Here is a 19,296-nt window from a genome sequence, read left to right as displayed (position 1 = left end):
AGTACCATGTCAGTTTTAAACGGTAAGAAAATTTTACTAGGAGTTTCTGGTGGAATTGCAGCCTATAAAACAGCATCATTAGTACGACTTTTTATAAAAGCAGGTGCCGAGATTCAAGTAATCATGACACCTGCTTCTAAGGATTTTGTAACGCCACTTACGTTATCTACCTTATCAAAAAATCCTGTGCATTCTACTTTTTTTAATCAAGAAGAGGAGAATGAAAAATGGAACAATCACGTCGAATTAGGGCTTTGGGCCGATTTGATGCTAATTGCTCCTGCTACCGCAAATACAATGTCAAAAATGGCAAATGGTACTTGTGATAATCTATTAATAGCAACTTATTTATCGGCAAAATGTCCAGTTTACTTTGCACCAGCAATGGATTTGGATATGTATATACATCCTTCTACTTTATCAAGTTTTTCGTTGTTAAAGCAGTTTGGTAATACTATGATTCCTGCTGAGAGTGGGGAGTTAGCTAGCGGATTAACAGGAGAAGGTCGTATGGCTGAGCCAGAAAATATCATAGCTTTTTTAGAGGCTGATTTAGAAAGTAAATTACCGCTTAAGGGAAAAAAGTTTTTAATTACAGCTGGACCAACTTACGAAGCAATAGATCCAGTTCGATTTATAGGAAATCATTCTTCGGGTAAAATGGGATTTGATATTGCCTCAGAAGCAGCAAACTTAGGTGCTTCGGTAATTCTTGTTGCTGGGCCTACAAATTGTAAAGTAACAAACGCAACTGTAAAAGTAGTTTCGGTGACATCTGCGCAAGAAATGTACGATGCGTGCCATCAGTATTACTCAGATGTGGATGTAGCAATTGCAGCAGCAGCGGTTGCAGATTATAGACCAAAAACGGTTGCATCTCAAAAAATAAAAAAAGCTTCAGAAGATTTTACAATTGAGTTAGAGAAGACAAAAGATATCTTGTTTTCATTAGGAGAAATTAAAAAAAATCAGTTTTTAATTGGGTTTGCTTTAGAAACTGAAAATGAAATTGAAAATGCAAAGCTGAAAATTCAGAAAAAAAACTTAGATTTGATAGTTATAAATTCTTTACAGGATGTAGGAGCTGGTTTTGGTGGAAAGACTAATAAAGTAACCTTTATTGATAGGTTTTTTACTATTGAACCAATGGAGTTAAAATCTAAAGAAGCAGTTGCTACTGATATTTTAAATAAAGTGATAAAGCATTTTTATGAATAAAATACTTTCTTTTTTGTTGTTTTTATCTTTTGGTCTTACACAGGCACAACAGTTAAATTGTACTGTAACAGTAAATTCACAAATGCTTCCAAATGCAAATCAACAAGTTTTTAAAACGCTACAAACTGCGTTGAGTGAATTTGTTAATAATACAGATTGGACAGGGAGTGCGCTAAAGCAAAATGAGAAAATAAACTGTTCTATGTATTTAACTATTACATCTAATAGTTCAGATCAGTTTTCAGGTACCATACAAATACAATCTTCACGATTAATTTATAATTCGACATACTCATCTCCAGTTTTTAATTTTAACGATAAAGATTTGAGTTTTAGATATACCGAATTTGAAAATTTATTGTACAATCCAAACGTTTTCGAGTCGAACCTTGTATCTATAATGACATTTTATAGTTATATGATCTTAGGAATGGATGCTGATACTTTTATGCCAGCTCTAGGGACTCCATTTTTTGAAACTGCTCAAAATATAGCAAATGTTGCTCAACAAGGAGGTTTTAAAGGATGGAGTCAGTCAGATGGAGTTCAAAATCGTTATTTCTTAATTAATGATATGCTTGCGCCAACATACAATGATTTAAGACAATGTGTTTATGGATATCATGCGGGGTTGGATGTGATGAATCAGGATTTAAAAACTGCAAAAGAAAAAATCAAAGCTTCGTTAATGCTTCTAGGGAAATTAAATGCTACAAAACCAAATGCTTTTTTAACAAGAGTATTTTTTGATGCAAAATCAGATGAAATTGTATCTATATTTTCAGGAGGTCCGAGTGTTTCTATAACAGATTTAGTAGAGAATTTAAACAGGGTTTCGCCTATGAACTCTACTAAATGGGGACAGATTAAATATTAAGCATTCAAATTAGGTTTGCTTATTTCCAAAACTTAATATTACAAAAAGAGATATGATTACTTCATTGTCAATAAAAAATTATGCACTGATTGAAAAATTAACTATTGATTTTTCAAAAGGATTTTCTATAATTACTGGTGAAACAGGAGCAGGAAAATCTATAATATTAGGCGCATTAGGCTTGGTTTTAGGTAAAAGAGCCGATTTGACTTCATTGAAAAATAAAGAGGAAAAATGTATTATTGAAGCGCATTTTAAGATTTCAAAATACAATCTTCAAGCCTTTTTTGAGGCTAATGATTTAGATTATGAAGATGATACTATAATAAGACGCGAAATTTTGCCGTCAGGTAAATCACGTGCTTTTATAAATGACAGTCCAGTAAATCTTCAGGAGTTGCAGGAGTTGAGTTTGTATTTAATAGATATTCACTCGCAACAACAAACTCAGGAATTATCCGAAGAAAGCGTACAGTTTCAGATTATTGATGCAATTGCAGATAATCTAGGTGTTATTGTTGAATATCAGAATATTTTAAAGAAGTATAAATCGGATAAAACAAAACTGAATTCACTGCTTAAAAAACAAAGCGAATCAGCAAAAGAACAAGAGTATAATACTTTTCTTTTGAATGAATTGGTTGCTGCTCAATTAAAATCAGGTCAACAAGAAGAATTAGAAGAAGAATTTGAAAAACTTAACAATGTTGAGATTATCAAAGAATCGATAGATAGGTCATTGGCTATAGCTAATGAAGAACAATTTGGAGTAATTCAAAATCTAAATGAAATTAAAGCATCTTTACATAAAATTGCTACTTTTTCAACAGAATATCAAACTTTATCCGAAAGAGTAACAAGTTTAGCAATTGAATTCGATGATGTATCTATTGAATTGCAAAAGGCATCTGAAAAATTATTAAATGATCCAGCAAGGCTTGATTTTATTAGTCAAAAATTACAGGTTATTTATAATTTACAAAAAAAGCATCAAGTTGCATCGGTTGATGATTTAATTGAAATCCAGACTAAATTAGAAAATTCAGTTCTTGAATTAGGAAATATTGAAGAAGAAATTGCAAAATTGACTACTTCAATTGATCAAAAAGCAGCTGAATTAGATGTTTTCGCTAACAAAATTCATGAAAATAGAATTACTGCAATTCCATTATTGTCCGAAAAGTTAATTACAATTTTAGAAACATTAGGGATGCCAAATGTTCGTTTTAAAATTGATATTAATTACGGAGAGACTTATTTCCAAAATGGAAAGGATGAGCTTCAGTTTTTATTCTCAGCAAATAAAGGAACAGACTTCGGTATACTTAAAAAAGTAGCTTCGGGAGGAGAAATGTCTCGTATTATGTTAGCTGTAAAAGCAATTTTAGCGCAGTATTCAAAACTACCAACCTTAATTTTCGATGAAATCGATACAGGGGTTTCAGGAGAAATAGCTATTAGAATGGGAGAGATTATGAAAGAGATGAGTAAGCAAATGCAAATCTTTGCAATAACCCATTTACCTCAAATTGCGGCCAAAGGAGATTCTCATTTTAAGGTGTTTAAGTCAACAATTGATGATGATACGCAGTCAGAATTGAAGCTTTTATCTCAAGAAGAACGCATTGTAGAAATTGCTCAAATGTTATCAGGGTCAGTTGTTTCTGATTCGGCTTTAAATCATGCTAAAGCCTTGCTCAACTAAAAAAATGAGTTATATTTGTCAATTAAATTATTCAGTCTTACGAAGTAAAAAAAGGTAGTTAAATGCTATCGTTTATATAAAATAGAAATAAAAACAGTTCCAAAATTATGATTATAGAACCAAGAATGAGAGGATTCATTTGTTTGACATCTCACCCAAAAGGATGCGAGCAAAATGTAAAAAATCAAATAGAATACATAAAATCTAAAGGGCCAATTGAAGGAGCTAAAAAAGTATTAGTAATTGGAGCTTCAACAGGTTTTGGATTGGCATCTAGAATTACAAGCGCATTTGGATCTAATGCAGCTACAATTGGAGTGTTTTTTGAAAAACCACCAGTTGAAGGAAAAACAGCTTCTCCAGGGTGGTATAACTCAGCAGCTTTTGAAAGTGAAGCGCACAAAGCAGGTTTATATGCAAAAAGTATCAACGGTGATGCTTTTTCTAATGAAATTAAACAACAAACAATAGACTTGATTAAAGCTGATTTAGGTCAGATTGATTTAATTATTTATAGTTTAGCTTCTCCAGTACGTTTGCACCCTGTAACAGGAGTATTGCATCGTTCAGTTTTAAAACCAATTGGAAGTACATTTACTAATAAAACAGTTGATTTTCATACAGGAAATGTAACAGAAGTTTCTATTGAGCCATGTACAGAAGAAGAGATTGCTAATACTATAGCAGTTATGGGTGGTGAAGATTGGTCAATGTGGATGGACGCATTGAAAAAAGAAAATTTATTAGCTCCAGGAGCTACAACAGTTGCTTATTCGTATATAGGGCCATCTTTAACAGAGGCAGTTTATCGTAAAGGAACAATTGGTCGTGCTAAAGATGATTTAGAAGCTACAGCATTTGCTATTACAGATAGTTTAAAAGATCTAGGTGGTAAAGCTTATGTTTCGGTTAATAAAGCGTTAGTTACACAAGCGAGTTCAGCAATTCCAGTTATTCCGTTATATATTTCATTATTGTATAAAATCATGAAAGCCGAAGGTATTCATGAAGGATGTATTGAGCAAATTCAACGTTTATTCCAAGATAGATTATATACAGGACAACCAATTCCTACAGATGAAAAAGGAAGAATCCGTATAGATGATTGGGAAATGCGTGAGGATGTTCAAGAAAAAGTAGCTAAATTATGGTTGGAAGCAACTACAGAAACTTTGCCAGCAATTGGTGATTTGGCTGGATATAGAAACGATTTCTTAAACTTATTCGGATTCGAATTTGAAGGAGTAGATTACAAAGCAGACACAAATGAAGTAGTTGGAATAGAAAGTATAGCTTAAACCAACAAATTTTATATAATTATTTAAAACCATCAACCCAAAGTTGATGGTTTTTTTATGGATATAACTTATCTTTGTTAAAATTTTACAGTTAAAACAAATACTACCTTAATACCGCATACCTAATTATGGTGTTTTCTTTAATTATACCTGTGTATAATCGTCCTGACGAAGTTGATGAGCTTTTAGAGAGCTTAGTGTTATCTGAATATAAAGAGCCTTTTGAAGTCGTACTTGTAGAAGACGGTTCAACATTACCATGTGATGATATTGTTCGAAAATATCAAGAAAAATTAAATATATCTTACTACTTTAAAGAGAATTCTGGTCCTGGTGATTCTAGGAATTTTGGAATGCGAAAAGCATTAGGTGATTATTTTATCATTTTTGACTCAGATTGTATCATCCCACCAAATTACTTAGTTGAAGTAGATAAAGCATTGAAAGAAGATTATGTAGATTGTTTTGGAGGTCCTGATAAAGCCTTAGACAGTTTTTCGGATATTCAAAAAGCAATTAATTTTGCTATGACATCATTTCTTACTACAGGAGGAATAAGAGGAGGTTCTGAGAAAATAGGAAAGTTTCAGCCAAGAAGTTTTAATATGGGATTATCTCGTAAAGGATTTGAAGCGTCAAAAGGATTTGGAAATATTCATCCTGGTGAAGATCCAGATTTATCTATACGTTTATGGAATTTAGGTTTCGAAACAAGACTTTTTTCAAAAGCTTACGTATATCATAAGCGAAGAATCGATTGGGAAAAGTTTTCAATTCAGGTTAATAAATTTGGAAAAGCAAGACCAATACTTAACAGTTGGTACCCACAATATAATAAACTTACATTTTTCTTCCCAACATTTTTCATTTTAGGGCTTATTTTTGCAATTATATTGTTGATTTTTAATGTTGACATCTTTTTGCAATTGTATTTTCTTTACTTTTTTATGATTTTTATTGTAGCATCTATTCAAAATAAGAATTTGAAAATTGGCTTTTTATCAGTTATTGCAGTGTGGAAACAGTTTTATGGATACGGAACAGGCTTTTTAGAATCGTTTATTAAGATAATTATTTTGAAGAAAAAACCGCAAGAAGCTTTTCCTGGATTATTTTTTAAAATTTAATATGACAAAAATTATAGGCTTAACAGGAGGTATTGGAAGTGGTAAAACTACCATAGCGGGCTTTTTTGCAGCAATGGGAATTCCTGTCTATATCGCCGATGATGAGGCTAAAAAAGTAATGCAGTCTAATGAGATAATTGAAGCTGTAAAAGCTACGTTTGGGACTGAGGTTTTTGAGGATAATACATTAAATAGAGCCAAATTAGCAGATATTGTTTTTAATGATGCAGATAAATTAGCATTGCTTAATGCAATTGTTCACCCTGCAGTTAAAAAAGATTTTGAAAATTGGTTGCTAAAACATAAAAATGAACCTTATATAATATACGAAGCAGCAATTTTATTTGAGAGCGGTCGTTATAAAGAATGTGATATTATAATTACGGTTACTGCCCCTCAGGAAACCAGAATTGAGAGAGTAATGAATCGCGATAAAACTACTCGCGAACATGTTTTAAAACGAATGAATATGCAATGGAGCGACGAGCAACGTTTTGCCAATAGTAATTACGTTATTCATAATTTGAGTCTTAAAAGTGCAAAGCAGGAAGTTGTTAAAATTCTTAAAATTTTAGATATTAAACAAAATCACTCTTAAATGTTAATATTTGGTTAATGTATTATTTAGTATATTGTTAAAATATTAATTTTGTTTCGATGAATAAAATGTTTTTTAGAATTCTTGTTTTGTTAATGAGTTTGTCCCTAATTGGGATAATTCTTGTTCAAGTGTATTGGTTTACTTCTTCATTTAAAAATAATGATGAACAGTTTAAATTTCATGTTAAGCAAGTTATTGGGAATGTAGCCGATAAATTACAACAACAGGAAGCGTATAGTTTTTATGATAAATACAATCATTATAAAGATAGTACGGGTAAAGTTCCCCAGAAAAATGATTTATTAGAATTTTATTACGTTCAGAAAAATCCTAGAACTAATAAAACAATTGTATATTCTAATAGTATTATATCAGAAGATTATAATATCAATGGATCGTTCTTTGATAAGAAATTTAATAACGAAAGATTTAAAAATTTTAATTCTAAGCGTACAACAGAAATCTATAATAACAATAATATAGATAATTCGTCTTTACAACAAAGTTTAATTCCAGATGTAAAGATTGAAAAATCTGGTAATCTAGATGTTTTAGATAATGCGCAATTTGAAATATTCTTTAAGGACATAGCTTCGGCAATGCCTATTAATGAAAGAATTTCTAAAGAGAAGTTGCAAAAACTCTTAAAAAAGGAATTAGAAGAATATGGAGTAAAGACTAAATTCGAGTTTGGAATTTACAGCAGCGGTATTGCAACAAAAATTAAATCGGATGGATTTAAATATGATAAGGAATCAACTTATTCAATACCAATTTTTGCTGATAATGAAGGGAATAACAAATATGAATTATCAGTAACATTTCCTCATAAAAAGAAGTTCTTACTGTCAGAATTGGTTAGTATAACAATACTGTCAATAATATTTACGCTTATTATTATAATTGCATATACAAGCGCATTAAATCAGTTGATTCGTCAGAAACATATTTCTGAAATCAAAACAGATTTTATAAACAATATGACGCATGAGTTTAAGACTCCAATTGCAACAATAAATCTGGCTTTGGATGCCATAAAAAATCCTAAGATAATCGAAGATAAAGAGAAGGTGTTTAGGTACCTCCAGATGATACGAGACGAGAATAAAAGAATGCATGCTCAAGTCGAGAATGTATTGCGAATCTCTAAATTAGAGAAAAGAGAATTAGACATTAATAAAGAACCAACCGAAATCCATGGGATTATCGATGATGCAATAGAGCACGTAAGTTTGATTCTTGAAGATAGAGGCGGAACAGTTACGAATCATTTTAATGCTACTAGAACAACGGCATTAATTAATGAAGTACATTTTACTAATGTCTTGGTTAATATATTGGAGAATGCAATTAAGTATTCACCAGGTATTCCTAAAATTGAAATTTTTACAGAGAACATAAAAGATATGATTCTTATAAAAGTAAAAGATAACGGTTTAGGAATGAGTAAAGTGGCTCAAAAAAGAGTTTTTGAGAAATTTTACCGAGAACATACAGGGGATTTACATAATGTTAAAGGACATGGATTAGGCTTATCTTATGTAAAGAGAATCGTAGAAGATCATAATGGTCAAGTCTACGTTGAAAGTGAAAAAGGGAAAGGTAGTACCTTCATAATTAAAATACCACTAATAAATTAAAATATGGAAAATATCAATAAAAGAATTCTTTTAGTAGAAGATGACCTTAATTTTGGTGCAGTTCTTAAAGACTATTTAATGCTAAATGACTTTGAAGTAACATTAGCAAAAAACGGAATGGAAGGCTTCGAGAAATTCAAGAAAGACGTATACGATTTATGTATTCTTGATGTCATGATGCCATATAAGGACGGATATACATTAGCAAAAGAAATCAGAGAGAAAAATAGCGAAGTGCCTATTATCTTTTTAACTGCAAAATCAATGAAAGAGGATGTGTTAAAAGGGTATAAAGCAGGTGCAGATGATTATTTGAACAAACCGTTTGATTCAGAAGTATTACTTATGAAAATCAAAGCGATTATTCAAAGAAAATCATCTGATACAAAATCAGAACAAGTTCAATTTGAGTTTAACATTGGTAAATTTCATTTAAATTCAAAACTTAGATTTTTAACTTTTGAAAATGAAGAGCCAATAAAGTTATCTCCAAAAGAAAACGAATTATTGAAAATGTTAATCCTTCATGAAAATGACTTAATGCCAAGAGAATTGGCTTTAACAAAAATCTGGAGAGATGATAATTACTTTACTTCAAGAAGTATGGATGTATATATCGCCAAACTTAGAAAGTATCTTAAACCAGACGAAAATGTTGAGATTCTTAACATTCACGGTGAAGGTTTTAGACTAGTTGTTAAAAACAAAGAAAACGCATAAATAGAAAGCTTCGAGAAATCGGAGCTTTTTTTTTTGTAACTAATCCTGCTTTACGTTACAAGAGTTTTCATAAAAAAAGCATTTTTAATGATCAAAAACGAGCTTCCGTTGGTCGCTGTTTTTAGTCAAGAAATACTTTTTTTTATTTCAAACTGCTTTCCACTACAATCAGGGTTACGATTATGTAGAATCAATAAGAAAACCTGTGGAGTAGTAAGCATTACTTTTGTTCGAAATTTTTTTAACCACAATCTTGTACTTCTGACGATGGAAGAATCTCCGCAAGAAACTAACGCAAAGTATTTCAAGATTGTCGAGCTACTAAATGGGATTCTTCCTTCGTCAGAAGAATGACAAGTTTGGGTAATGCAAGCTTCTGAGAAAAAAACTGTTTTATGTTAGCTTTTTCTAGAATCTTCATAATTTTAGTTTTTAAATGTTAGTTGTGCGAAAAATTGTATTTTTGTTTAGCACATCGCAATTAAACAATAGATTATATTGTACCGAAACATTCAAAATTGTATCTCACAAATACAAGCTTGTGTTTTACAACACACGTAATTTCTCAAAAATTTTAAATATCTTTGAACTATGAGCACAGCAACAAAACCAAAACATATTGGAAGAAATATAAGCCGAATCAGAGAGCTTAGAGGGATGAAACAAGAAGCACTTGCAATAGCAATTGGTACAACACAGCAATCTGTTTCTAATATTGAAGGAAGCGAGTTTGTAGATGATGAAAAACTACAAGCAATTGCTGAAGTATTAGGTGTATCAACAGAAGCAATTAAAAATTATAGCGACGAAGTGGTTTTAAATAATATTCAAAATAACTATGAAGGTTCTCTTATACATAGCGGACCAACAGTAAATCATAATTGCACATTCAATCCCCTCGATAAAGTAGTCGAACTTTACGAACGTTTGGTTTTGGCTGAAAAAGAAAAAGTTGAATACTTAGAACAATTATTAAAAGGTAAATAATCCATTGTAAACATACATTGATAAAACAGAAAAAACGCTACAAGCAATAGACTGCACCTAAAAGTTTGGACGAATTTATAATTAAATTTGATAATGATGAGCTCGATATTGTATCGGGCTCATTCCTTTTAAATTAATTGTTTGTAATTCTCTTTTCTTGACACAAATAGTAGTTACGTTATAAACACCTGAAAGTTGTGGATACTGATAAACATTTTAAAAATAAAACAGGTTTTTTCTTGTTTATATTTTTTTTTACTTAGATTTATATTTGGTTCACTAAAACTAAGATTTATGAAAAATATTTTTTTGCTTTTATTCTTTATCGCTACACAAAACTATAGCCAAAGTATAGAGGCAATTTACACAAGCGCTGCAATTAAAGCGTTTGGATCGGCAAGTGAAGGCATTTCTGAGGTTATTAAACCAAAAACATTTGCTTACTCTTATGCTAATGAAAAATCTACTTACAAATTAATTCCTTCACAAAAATCAGCTATAGATACTTCTTACATTGGACAGGGTGGGTTAAAATTTGTAACCTACAAAGAAATTAGATTACCAACTACTGATATAACATTTAAAGATTTAAAAAGTAAAGTATTACAGATGGAATATACTATCGCTAAGAAAGATTTTAGCGCTAAAGAACAGCTTATTGATTATGAGTGGATCATTGAAGATGAGACTATTGTTATAAATGGATTTACTTGCAAAAAAGCAACGACGACAAAAAACTTATTCCCTGTTACTGCTTGGTATTGTGAAGAAATACCGGTTAATGACGGGCCAAGTGTATACTGGGGATTACCTGGTTTAATATTAAAAGTAGAACTTGGAGGATATACTACCATTACACTTGACAAAATTAAAATCAGCAAAGAAAATCTTGAAATCGAAGAGCCTAAAATTAATGATACTCAGTTTTCCGTACGAGGGCTTTACAAAAATGTTAAAGGCTATCTAGATTCAATAAGTCCTACTACTAAATATAAATAATTATATCCCTTTGATTAAAATACATTTTATTTTTTGTGTATTTCTATTATGTTCTCTCAGCTAAAAGTTTCCTTGTTCCGAAAATAATTGGCTAAACTTGCGTTAGATACTGAGTTGGTATATTTGAGACAAAAATAGGTTTTTTTTAAAGCGCTATTATTCTTTCCAATTAAGTTGTAATGCAAAACATGTTTTATCCTCTTTAGTGATGCTAAAAGTGCTATCAGATTCAGTCTCACTTTCATGAATCACAACATTGTCGCTTAAGGATAGTTCTTTCATAAAATTCATTTCAAAACTATCTATTTCTTGATTCAGTATCTTTTTTGGATCTACGTGATCTAAGCACCATTCTAGGTATTTAACATTATTCACATGATTTACAATGTCTAAATCTGATAAATAAACAGTTTTTTCAAAAACAGATTCTTTGTCTGGATTGACACTTATTTTAGAGAAGCCATTAACTGTTGCTCTTTTGTCTGGGAATAATTCAAAATGGTTATAGGGTAAAGCCAGACCTTCAGGACGTCGTGCTTTGGTATTGAAAACAGCCCAGAATGTTTCACTTCCAATTATCTTTTTTCCATTTACATGCATTTCTAATGCACGAACGGAGCGAGAATTTTCTAAACTGTTGATCCAAGTTTTTACAGTTACGATATCTTGGCATTTAGGTAAAGCTGTAATTTCTACACGCATTCGGCTTAAAACCCATGCTTGATCGAATTCCTGCATATCTGTAAAGCTAATTCCTCCAACTTCTGAATGGGCCGCGGCAGTTAGTTGTAAAAGATTGCACATATCGGTATATTTCAAATAACCACTTGGTGTGCATTGTGTAAAATTGATCTCCCAGTCTTTGCTTAAAACAGAAGTGAAATTTGGTGATATGGGCATTGTAATTTATTTTATATTTTTCTCAATAAAGCTTATTATCTCACTTTTTGGTGTTAGATAATCAAACCATTTTGTGTTTTCGTTTCGTTTAAACCAAGTCAGTTGACGTTTTGAAAAACGGCGTGTGTTTTTCTTTATTTCTTCGATTGCAAATGGTAAAGTGAATTCACCATCAAAATAACTAAATAATTCTCGATATCCGACAGTTTGCAAGGCATTTAACGCTTTATTGGGATGAAGACGCTGTGCTTCTTCAAGCAAACCGTTGTTTAGCATTATGTCAACACGTTGGTTTATTCTGTCGTAAATAACTGGTCTGTCAGCTTCTAAACCGATAAGAATAGGGATGAAGTCTCGATTGTTTTTTTTCTGGTTTAAAAACGAAGAATATGCTTTTCCTGTGCCTAAACAAACTTCTACAAAACGCATCATTCGTTGCGGGTTTTGCAATGTCTGCGGGTTTTCGGCAGTAAGCTTATCGTAATAACTGCTGTCTAGTTTTTTTAATTGCTCTTGCAGGTAAGTAATTCCGTGTTGTTCGTATTCCTGAGCTACGTTTTCTCGTATTGTAGGATCTATTTCGGGAAATTCATCGAATCCTTTTAATACGGCATCAACATATAATCCTGAGCCCCCTATAAGAATCGCATAATCGTTGTGTTTGAATAATTCTTCAAGCTTGTTTAGTGCTTCTTTTTCGTAATCACCTACAGTATAATTATCAAAAATGGAGATATTTTGTATAAAATGATGTTTAGCAGCTTGTAGTTCATCAGAATCTGGTACAGCTGTACCAATAGTCATTTCTTTAAAAAACTGACGGCTATCACAGGATATTATTTCGCATTTGAAATGTTGTGCCAATGCGATACTCAAGGCAGTTTTGCCTATTGCTGTTGGTCCGACGATTGTGATTAAGTATTTCATATTTTTTTAGCCCAGATGGGAATGTAAACCCCGGACTTATATTTGTTTATTTTTCTTGGTACATAAGAGCGACTTTATGAAGCTCCTTATTGTGCCTTAGAAAAATTACGAATATAAGGAGGAGTTGTAATGTACAGCTGGAATTGCTTCTTAAATTATTTTATCTTCTAATGTTTTACCACATTCATAGCAGTATTTTGCGTTGTCAAAATGAACTTGTGAGTTGCAACTTGTACATGTTTTGTTACCACTAACAGTATTATTTTTAAGGCTACTTTTTGCAAACTCGGCTGTTACGATTCCGGTAGGGACAGCAATGATTCCGTATCCCATTATCATTACTAATGAGGCTAAAAACTGCCCTAATGGTGATGCGGGTGAAATATCACCATATCCTACAGTAGTCAGTGTTACGATAGCCCAATAAATTCCTGCCGGGATGCTTGTAAAGCCACTTTCTTTTCCTTCGACGACGTACATTAATGCTCCAATGATTATAGAACTAATAAGGACGAAGTAAATAAATACTAGAATTTTTTCCTTGCTAGCTTTCATCGCTTCGCGTAGCTGCATTGATTGTTGTGATATTTGTGGAATATGTAAAATTTTGAACAATCGGAAGAAACGTAGGACTCTTACAATGGTTAAAATATGGGTGGCTGGGAAAAATATTGATAAATACATGGGTAATAATGCCATTAAATCAATGATTCCGTAAAAGCTAAAGATATAACGTATAGGTTTCTGTATTGAAATGATACGTAAAATAAATTCGATAGTAAAAAATGAGGTAATTATCCATTCACAGACTAGAAGTTGCATGTGGTATTTATGATTGATACCTTCTACAGTGTCTAGCATTACTAAAAGAACGCTCAATAAAATAAGTCCCAAAAGTACCAAATCAAAAAGGCGTCCTAAAAAGGTATTTGTACCATAAAGGATGATCTGGGTTTTTTGTATGAAAAGCTCGTATTTTGATTTAATTTTTCTCATGTATACGAAGATATTGAAAGTTGCTAGTATTAAAAATGAATTACTTTTAATGATTTGTTTTTTCTCATATAATTTTGAATTATACTCTTAGCATCGCGATTGTTTTGCATTGGTATAAGAATGTTTTTGAGAATTTCGATGTTGGTTATTTGGTAGTCTAAATCGTAAAAAGCATAGCCTTTATAAACACCATCTTCGATTAATATAGCGCTACGTTCGTTTATCGTTCGCCCGCGGTCTATTAAAATCATGTTTTTGTTTTCGAAACTATAATCTGTAACAAAGTTTTGAACTCTTGCATTGTATTCGTCAGGAGTGATTACTCCAATACAAGCTCCGTCACATTCCTTTATTTTATATTGAAAGCATTCTTTTTTGGTAGCATATAAACCAGTGAGTTTTTGACACAGTTTGTATTTATCTGTGAAAAAAAATAAAGCATTTTTTCCTTCTTGTAAGCTTCCGTAAGATGTGATTTCTTTTTTTCGTCCGTCCGTTTTCTGAAGTTTTAAGTTTAGGTACCCTTTTTTGTCTTTTTCAACGTATATGGATAGTGGGAAAACTGTTTTTTTCTTAGAGCGATTGTATTTTGGTCTGTTGACTTTTATTTCCTCGCTTTCTTTTAAAAGTGCAATCAGTTCACTTCCTGTTTCATCATAAGTAACAGTGAATACCTCGGCTTGGATTTTTTTACTCTTGATATTTGTTCCTGTGAAATGCTGATTGATGCGTTTTTTTATATTTCGACTTTTACCAATATAAATAATGGTTCCACTTTCGTTATGGATATAATATACACCTGTTGATGTTGGTGCTTGCGCTACAATGTCAAGCAATTTTGGTGCAATACCTTTTTCGATTTCGAGTTTTATGAAATCTTTTACGATAGTTTTTTCGGTATCTTTTTCTAAAAGCATTTTGAACAACTTAACTGTTGCCATCGCATCACCGTTGGCACGATGTCTGTCGGCCATTGGGATTCCAAGTGCTCGAACAAGTTTACCTAAACTATAAGAGGGTTGATCAGGAATTAATTTTTTTGCAAGTTCTACAGTACAAAGGGTTTTTGCTTCAAAATCATAACCTAAGCGACGAAATTCAGTGCGTAGAATTCGGTAGTCAAAAGAAGCATTATGGGCTACTATAACACAATCTGAAGTGATTTCGATAATTCGTTTGGCAACTTCAAAAAACTTTGGAGCAGAACGTAACATTGCATTATTAATACCTGTTAGTTTAACTACAAAGGGCTGAATTGGAATTTCAGGATTAACCAAGCTGATGAACTGGTCAACTACTTCATGACCATCAAATCTGTAGATGGCAATTTCAGTAATTCCTTCTTCGTTAAACTGTCCTCCAGTTGTTTCTATGTCGAGTATTGCGTACATTATCAATGTCAATGTCAATTTCAAAAATCAATTTCAAAGTCAATAACAATTCTTAAAATTACTATTGACTTTGTGATTGTTATTGACTGTTTTTATTTATTATCATTTTTGATGAAATTGCAATAAGTTGTTCTACTTCAATTAGAAGTTTATTTCTTTTATCGTTATCACCTTCTTTAATATAATTCAGAATTTTTAATGAGTTTCTGGATTCTTTTAGCTCTTTTGCTACTAATGAAACTTTAAAAATAAAATCTTTATTGGTAATTGTAGCTTGGGCTTCTCCAAAATTTAAGGAAGCACTTCCAGATGATCTAATTAATTGATTTTTATAATATTCATTTTCAAATAATCTCTCCAATTGCCTTGTAAAGAAAATACATTCTCCTGCAAAACGAACTAACCTATCTTCAAAATTAAATATTTTTTCCATTAAGTATTAATTTTCGCAATTGATATTGATTTTTGAAATTGAAATTGATTTTTGGAATTTATCTTCCTCCAAATATACTACTTCCAATTCGAACCATGGTGCTACCACATTCTATTGCAAGTTGATAATCTCCAGACATTCCCATTGAAACTGTAGAGAGGCGTTGCAGTGCTTCTGTACGTTGTAAAGAGTCAAATATTGACTTTAAATGTGTAAACTCTTTTTTTATTTGATTTTGATCTTCTGTAAAAGTAGCCATTCCCATTAAGCCAATAACTTGAATGTTTTTCATATTATGAAATTCATCTGAGGCTAGGAGTGAGGTTAGTTCTTTTTCGTCAAGACCAAATTTAGTTTCTTCTTCGGCAATATGCATTTGTAGCAGGCAATCAATAACACGATTATTTTTTAAGGCTTGTTTATTGATTTCCTGTAATAGTTTTAAACTGTCAACACCATGAATTAAGTTAACATACGATGCCATAAATTTTACTTTATTCGTTTGTACGTGCCCAATCATGTGCCATTGGATGTCTTTTGGCATTTCTTCCCATTTGTCTGTCATTTCTTGGATTTTGTTTTCTCCAAAAATTCGTTGACCAGCTTCATAGGCTTCCATTAAATCAGAAACGGGTTTGGTTTTAGAAACCGCAACTAATGTTACATGTTGTGGTAAAGAAGCTTTTATGCTATTTAAGTTTGATGCTATTGACATTATTTTTTATTTATGAAATGATAAACTGCTTGGAAATTTTCTCTGCTTTTTTACTTTCACTATAATCATAGAATCCTTCGCCAGATTTTACACCTAATTTTCCAGCACGTACCATATTTACTAATAGTGGGCATGGTGCATATTTAGGATTTTTGAAACCATCGTACATTACATTTAAAATAGCTAAACATACGTCAAGACCAATAAAATCGGCTAGTTGTAACGGTCCCATTGGGTGTCCCATTCCTAATTTCATCACTGTATCTATTTCGTAAACACCAGCTACTTTGTTGTATAACGTTTCGATAGCTTCGTTTAGCATAGGCATTAAAATTCTGTTGGCAACAAACCCTGGATAATCGTTAACTTCAACAGGAGATTTCCCTAGTTTTAGAGATAATTCCATGATGATTTTAGTAACTTCATCGCTGGTGTTGTATCCACGAATGATTTCTACTAATTTCATGATTGGCACCGGATTCATAAAATGCATTCCGATAACACGCTCAGGATGTGCTACAACAGCTCCGATTTGCGTTATAGAAATCGATGAAGTATTTGTTGCTAAAATGGTATTATGCGAACAAGCTTCGTTTAATTGTTTAAAAATATTTAGTTTTAAATCAATGTTTTCAGTAGCTGCTTCGACAACTAGATCTACACCTACAACACCATCTTTAATGTCTGTGTAAGTGATAATATTTGTAATGGTTTTGGCTTTTTCTTCTGCAGTTATACTTCCTTTTGCAAGCATTCTGTCTAAGTTAGCGGCAATGGTTGCCATTCCTTTGTCTAATGATTTCTCAGAAACATCAATTAGTTTTACAACAAAACCACTTTGAGCAAATGTATGAGCAATTCCGTTACCCATTGTTCCAGCACCGATTACAGCTATTGTTTTCATATTATTTAAGTACTATATTTTATAATTGTAGCCATAAATTCATAAAATAATTCATGAATTTATGGCTAGCTTTTTTTGTGATTATTTTTATTTATCGAAACAGTCAATAATTTGGTAAGCTACTCTTAAAGCATCAGTTGCTTGGTCTAAAGTGACCACTGGATCAGTATCTGTGTTTATAGCATTTGCAAAAGATTCCAATTCATCTAGAATTGCGTTGTTTTGCTCTACATCAGGATTTGTAAAATAGATTTGTTTTTTTACTCCTTCAGCATTTTGTAAAATCATATCAAAATCACCTGGAATTTCAGGAGCATCTTTCATACGAACTACTTCACATTTTTTTTCTAGAAAGTCAACAGAAATATAAGCATCTCTTTGGAAAAAACGTGTTTTACGCATGTTTTTCATAGAAATTCTACTTGCTGTTAAGTTTGCAACACAGCCGTTTTCAAATTCAATTCTAGCATTGGCAATATCTGGAGTGTCACTAATTACTGAAACTCCACTGGCATTTATACTTTTCACTTTTGATTTTACAACGCTTAAAATAGCATCGATGTCATGAATCATCAAATCTAATACTACAGGAACGTCTGTACCACGAGGATTAAATTCGGCTAAACGATGCGTTTCTATAAACATCGGATTTTCTATCATATTTTTTGTTGCTATGAAAGCTGGATTAAATCGCTCCACATGACCAACTTGTCCTTTTACGTTGTATTCTTTAGCTAAAGCAATTATTTCTTCGGCTTCTTCAACAGTATTCGAAATTGGTTTTTCGATAAAAATATGTTTACCTGATTTTATAGCAACCTTAGCACATTTGTAATGAGATAAAGTTGGGGTTACAATATCAATTACATCAACAGCATGAATTAGCTTTGCAATTGTATTGAAATTTTTATAACCGAATTCTTTAGAAATTTTCTCGGCGTTTTCTTGATTTTGGTCATAAAAACCAACTAATTCATATTTATCAGATTGTTGTAATAAACGTAAATGTATTTTACCTAAGTGACCAGCACCTAAAACTCCTACTTTTAACATGAGAATGTATTTTTAACAAAAATATAATTTATTTGTTGAAAGTGAAAGTGAATGCTTTAAAGTTTTAGTAATTTAATATTTAAGAATCAATTTTTGAAATCTTATTTACTTTCTTATTTTTGCTAAAATAAAAAGAACAAACATTGAAAGACACTGCCAAACATCAAGGACTTCGGAATCAATTAGTAAGCACTTTACAACAAAAGGGAATTACCGATAAAGCTGTTTTGGAAGCGATTAAGAAAATTCCAAGACACCTTTTTTTGAACTCTAGCTTTGAAGATTATGCTTATCAGGACAAAGCTTTCCCGATTGGTGCTGGGCAAACTATTTCTCAACCTTACACTGTTGCATTTCAATCGCAGCTGTTAGAGATTAAAAAAGACCATAAAATATTAGAAATTGGTACAGGGTCTGGGTATCAAACTGCAGTATTATATATGCTTGGAGCGAAGGTATTTAGTATTGAAAGACAAAATGAGTTATTTAAAACAACCTCTATCTTGTTTCCTAAATTAGGAATTCGTCCTAAGCACCTTTCTTTTGGGGATGGTTATAAAGGATTACCTGGTTATGCACCATTTGATAGTATTATTGTGACTGCTGGAGCACCTTTTATTCCGCAACCATTAATGGCACAATTAAAGATAGGAGGAAGATTGGTCATCCCGCTAGGAGAAGATGTTCAGATTATGACGTTATTAATTCGTAAAAACGAAACACAATTTGAAAAACATGAGTTTGGAGAATTTAGATTCGTCCCTTTATTGGAAGATAAAAATTAGTAAAAGCCCATTTCGATGGG

Annotated in this window: 19 protein-coding genes; 11 read left to right on the top strand and 8 right to left on the bottom strand. The window is 31.8% G+C overall.

The annotated features are described in order from the left end of the window. Positions 1-6: 6 nt before the first annotated feature. The 10 genes from coaBC to QWY99_RS11710 all read left to right on the top strand — a co-directional run bounded on the left by coaBC (position 7) and on the right by QWY99_RS11710 (position 11,172). Positions 7-1,218, top strand: coding sequence for a bifunctional phosphopantothenoylcysteine decarboxylase/phosphopantothenate--cysteine ligase CoaBC (coaBC, locus tag QWY99_RS11755; protein ID WP_290265264.1), 1,212 nt, complete (start codon positions 7-9; stop codon positions 1,216-1,218). Next, entirely contained in the window at positions 1,211-2,095 is an 885-nt protein-coding gene (gene porD, locus QWY99_RS11750) for a type IX secretion system protein PorD (RefSeq protein WP_290265263.1), read from the top strand. The genes coaBC and porD overlap by 8 nt, the downstream gene beginning before the upstream one ends. A 52-nt stretch (positions 2,096-2,147) precedes the next feature. Then, a complete protein-coding gene (gene recN / locus QWY99_RS11745; RefSeq protein ID WP_290265262.1) occupies positions 2,148-3,800 on the top strand; it encodes a DNA repair protein RecN in 1,653 nt (550 codons plus the stop codon). A gap of 107 nt (positions 3,801-3,907) precedes the next feature. After that, positions 3,908-5,098 carry an enoyl-ACP reductase FabV gene (fabV, locus tag QWY99_RS11740; RefSeq protein ID WP_290265261.1) on the top strand — a complete coding sequence of 397 codons (1,191 nt, stop codon included), beginning with the start codon at positions 3,908-3,910 and terminating at the stop codon, positions 5,096-5,098. A gap of 128 nt (positions 5,099-5,226) precedes the next feature. Continuing rightward, the gene (locus QWY99_RS11735) at positions 5,227-6,225 is read left to right on the top strand and encodes a glycosyltransferase family 2 protein (RefSeq protein ID WP_290265259.1); all 999 of its coding nucleotides are present in this window, start codon (positions 5,227-5,229) and stop codon (positions 6,223-6,225) included. Position 6,226: 1 nt separating this feature from the next. Continuing rightward, positions 6,227-6,823, top strand: coding sequence for a dephospho-CoA kinase (gene coaE / locus QWY99_RS11730; protein WP_290265257.1), 597 nt, complete (start codon positions 6,227-6,229; stop codon positions 6,821-6,823). Between the two features lie 59 nt (positions 6,824-6,882). Further along, positions 6,883-8,466, top strand: coding sequence for a sensor histidine kinase (locus QWY99_RS11725; RefSeq protein WP_290265256.1), 1,584 nt, complete (start codon positions 6,883-6,885; stop codon positions 8,464-8,466). A gap of 3 nt (positions 8,467-8,469) precedes the next feature. After that, positions 8,470-9,186 (top strand): response regulator transcription factor, encoded by a 717-nt coding sequence (locus QWY99_RS11720; protein WP_290265254.1) that lies wholly within the window; start codon positions 8,470-8,472, stop codon positions 9,184-9,186. Positions 9,187-9,777: 591 nt separating this feature from the next. Further along, positions 9,778-10,173, top strand: coding sequence for a helix-turn-helix domain-containing protein (locus tag QWY99_RS11715; protein ID WP_290265251.1), 396 nt, complete (start codon positions 9,778-9,780; stop codon positions 10,171-10,173). 294 nt (positions 10,174-10,467) lie between these two features. After that, a complete protein-coding gene (locus tag QWY99_RS11710; RefSeq protein WP_290265249.1) occupies positions 10,468-11,172 on the top strand; it encodes a GLPGLI family protein in 705 nt (234 codons plus the stop codon). Between the two features lie 156 nt (positions 11,173-11,328). On the opposite strand, the gene QWY99_RS11705 is transcribed toward QWY99_RS11710, so the two are convergent. The 8 genes from QWY99_RS11705 to QWY99_RS11670 form a co-directional block, all read right to left on the bottom strand. After that, positions 11,329-12,072 carry an acyl-[acyl-carrier-protein] thioesterase gene (locus tag QWY99_RS11705; protein ID WP_290265247.1) on the bottom strand — a complete coding sequence of 248 codons (744 nt, stop codon included), beginning with the start codon at positions 12,070-12,072 and terminating at the stop codon, positions 11,329-11,331. A 6-nt stretch (positions 12,073-12,078) separates the two neighbouring features. Continuing rightward, entirely contained in the window at positions 12,079-12,999 is a 921-nt protein-coding gene (gene miaA, locus QWY99_RS11700) for a tRNA (adenosine(37)-N6)-dimethylallyltransferase MiaA (RefSeq protein WP_290265245.1), read from the bottom strand. Positions 13,000-13,149: 150 nt separating this feature from the next. Then, positions 13,150-13,995: an ion transporter gene (locus QWY99_RS11695; protein ID WP_290265243.1), complete on the bottom strand. Its 846-nt coding sequence runs from the start codon at positions 13,993-13,995 to the stop codon at positions 13,150-13,152. 29 nt (positions 13,996-14,024) lie between these two features. After that, positions 14,025-15,386 (bottom strand): exonuclease domain-containing protein, encoded by a 1,362-nt coding sequence (locus QWY99_RS11690; RefSeq protein ID WP_290265241.1) that lies wholly within the window; start codon positions 15,384-15,386, stop codon positions 14,025-14,027. 79 nt (positions 15,387-15,465) lie between these two features. Beyond that, positions 15,466-15,819 carry a four helix bundle protein gene (locus tag QWY99_RS11685; RefSeq protein WP_290265239.1) on the bottom strand — a complete coding sequence of 118 codons (354 nt, stop codon included), beginning with the start codon at positions 15,817-15,819 and terminating at the stop codon, positions 15,466-15,468. 58 nt (positions 15,820-15,877) lie between these two features. Then, positions 15,878-16,534 carry a YggS family pyridoxal phosphate-dependent enzyme gene (locus QWY99_RS11680; protein WP_290265237.1) on the bottom strand — a complete coding sequence of 219 codons (657 nt, stop codon included), beginning with the start codon at positions 16,532-16,534 and terminating at the stop codon, positions 15,878-15,880. A gap of 10 nt (positions 16,535-16,544) precedes the next feature. Beyond that, positions 16,545-17,438 carry a 3-hydroxyacyl-CoA dehydrogenase family protein gene (locus QWY99_RS11675; RefSeq protein ID WP_290265234.1) on the bottom strand — a complete coding sequence of 298 codons (894 nt, stop codon included), beginning with the start codon at positions 17,436-17,438 and terminating at the stop codon, positions 16,545-16,547. A gap of 87 nt (positions 17,439-17,525) precedes the next feature. Further along, on the bottom strand, positions 17,526-18,491 hold the full coding sequence (locus QWY99_RS11670) for a Gfo/Idh/MocA family protein (RefSeq protein ID WP_290265231.1): 966 nt from the start codon (positions 18,489-18,491) through the stop codon (positions 17,526-17,528). A gap of 143 nt (positions 18,492-18,634) precedes the next feature. On the opposite strand from QWY99_RS11670, the gene QWY99_RS11665 reads away from it, so the two are divergent. Next, a complete protein-coding gene (locus QWY99_RS11665) occupies positions 18,635-19,276 on the top strand; it encodes a protein-L-isoaspartate(D-aspartate) O-methyltransferase (RefSeq protein WP_290265229.1) in 642 nt (213 codons plus the stop codon). The last annotated feature ends 20 nt before the right edge of the window (positions 19,277-19,296 follow it).

Origin of the sequence: Flavobacterium branchiarum, assembly GCF_030409845.1 — a bacterium.
GTDB lineage: Bacteria > Bacteroidota > Bacteroidia > Flavobacteriales > Flavobacteriaceae > Flavobacterium > Flavobacterium branchiarum.
Note: the sequence above shows the minus strand (reverse complement) of the source record. Positions and strands in the feature narration are given on the sequence as shown.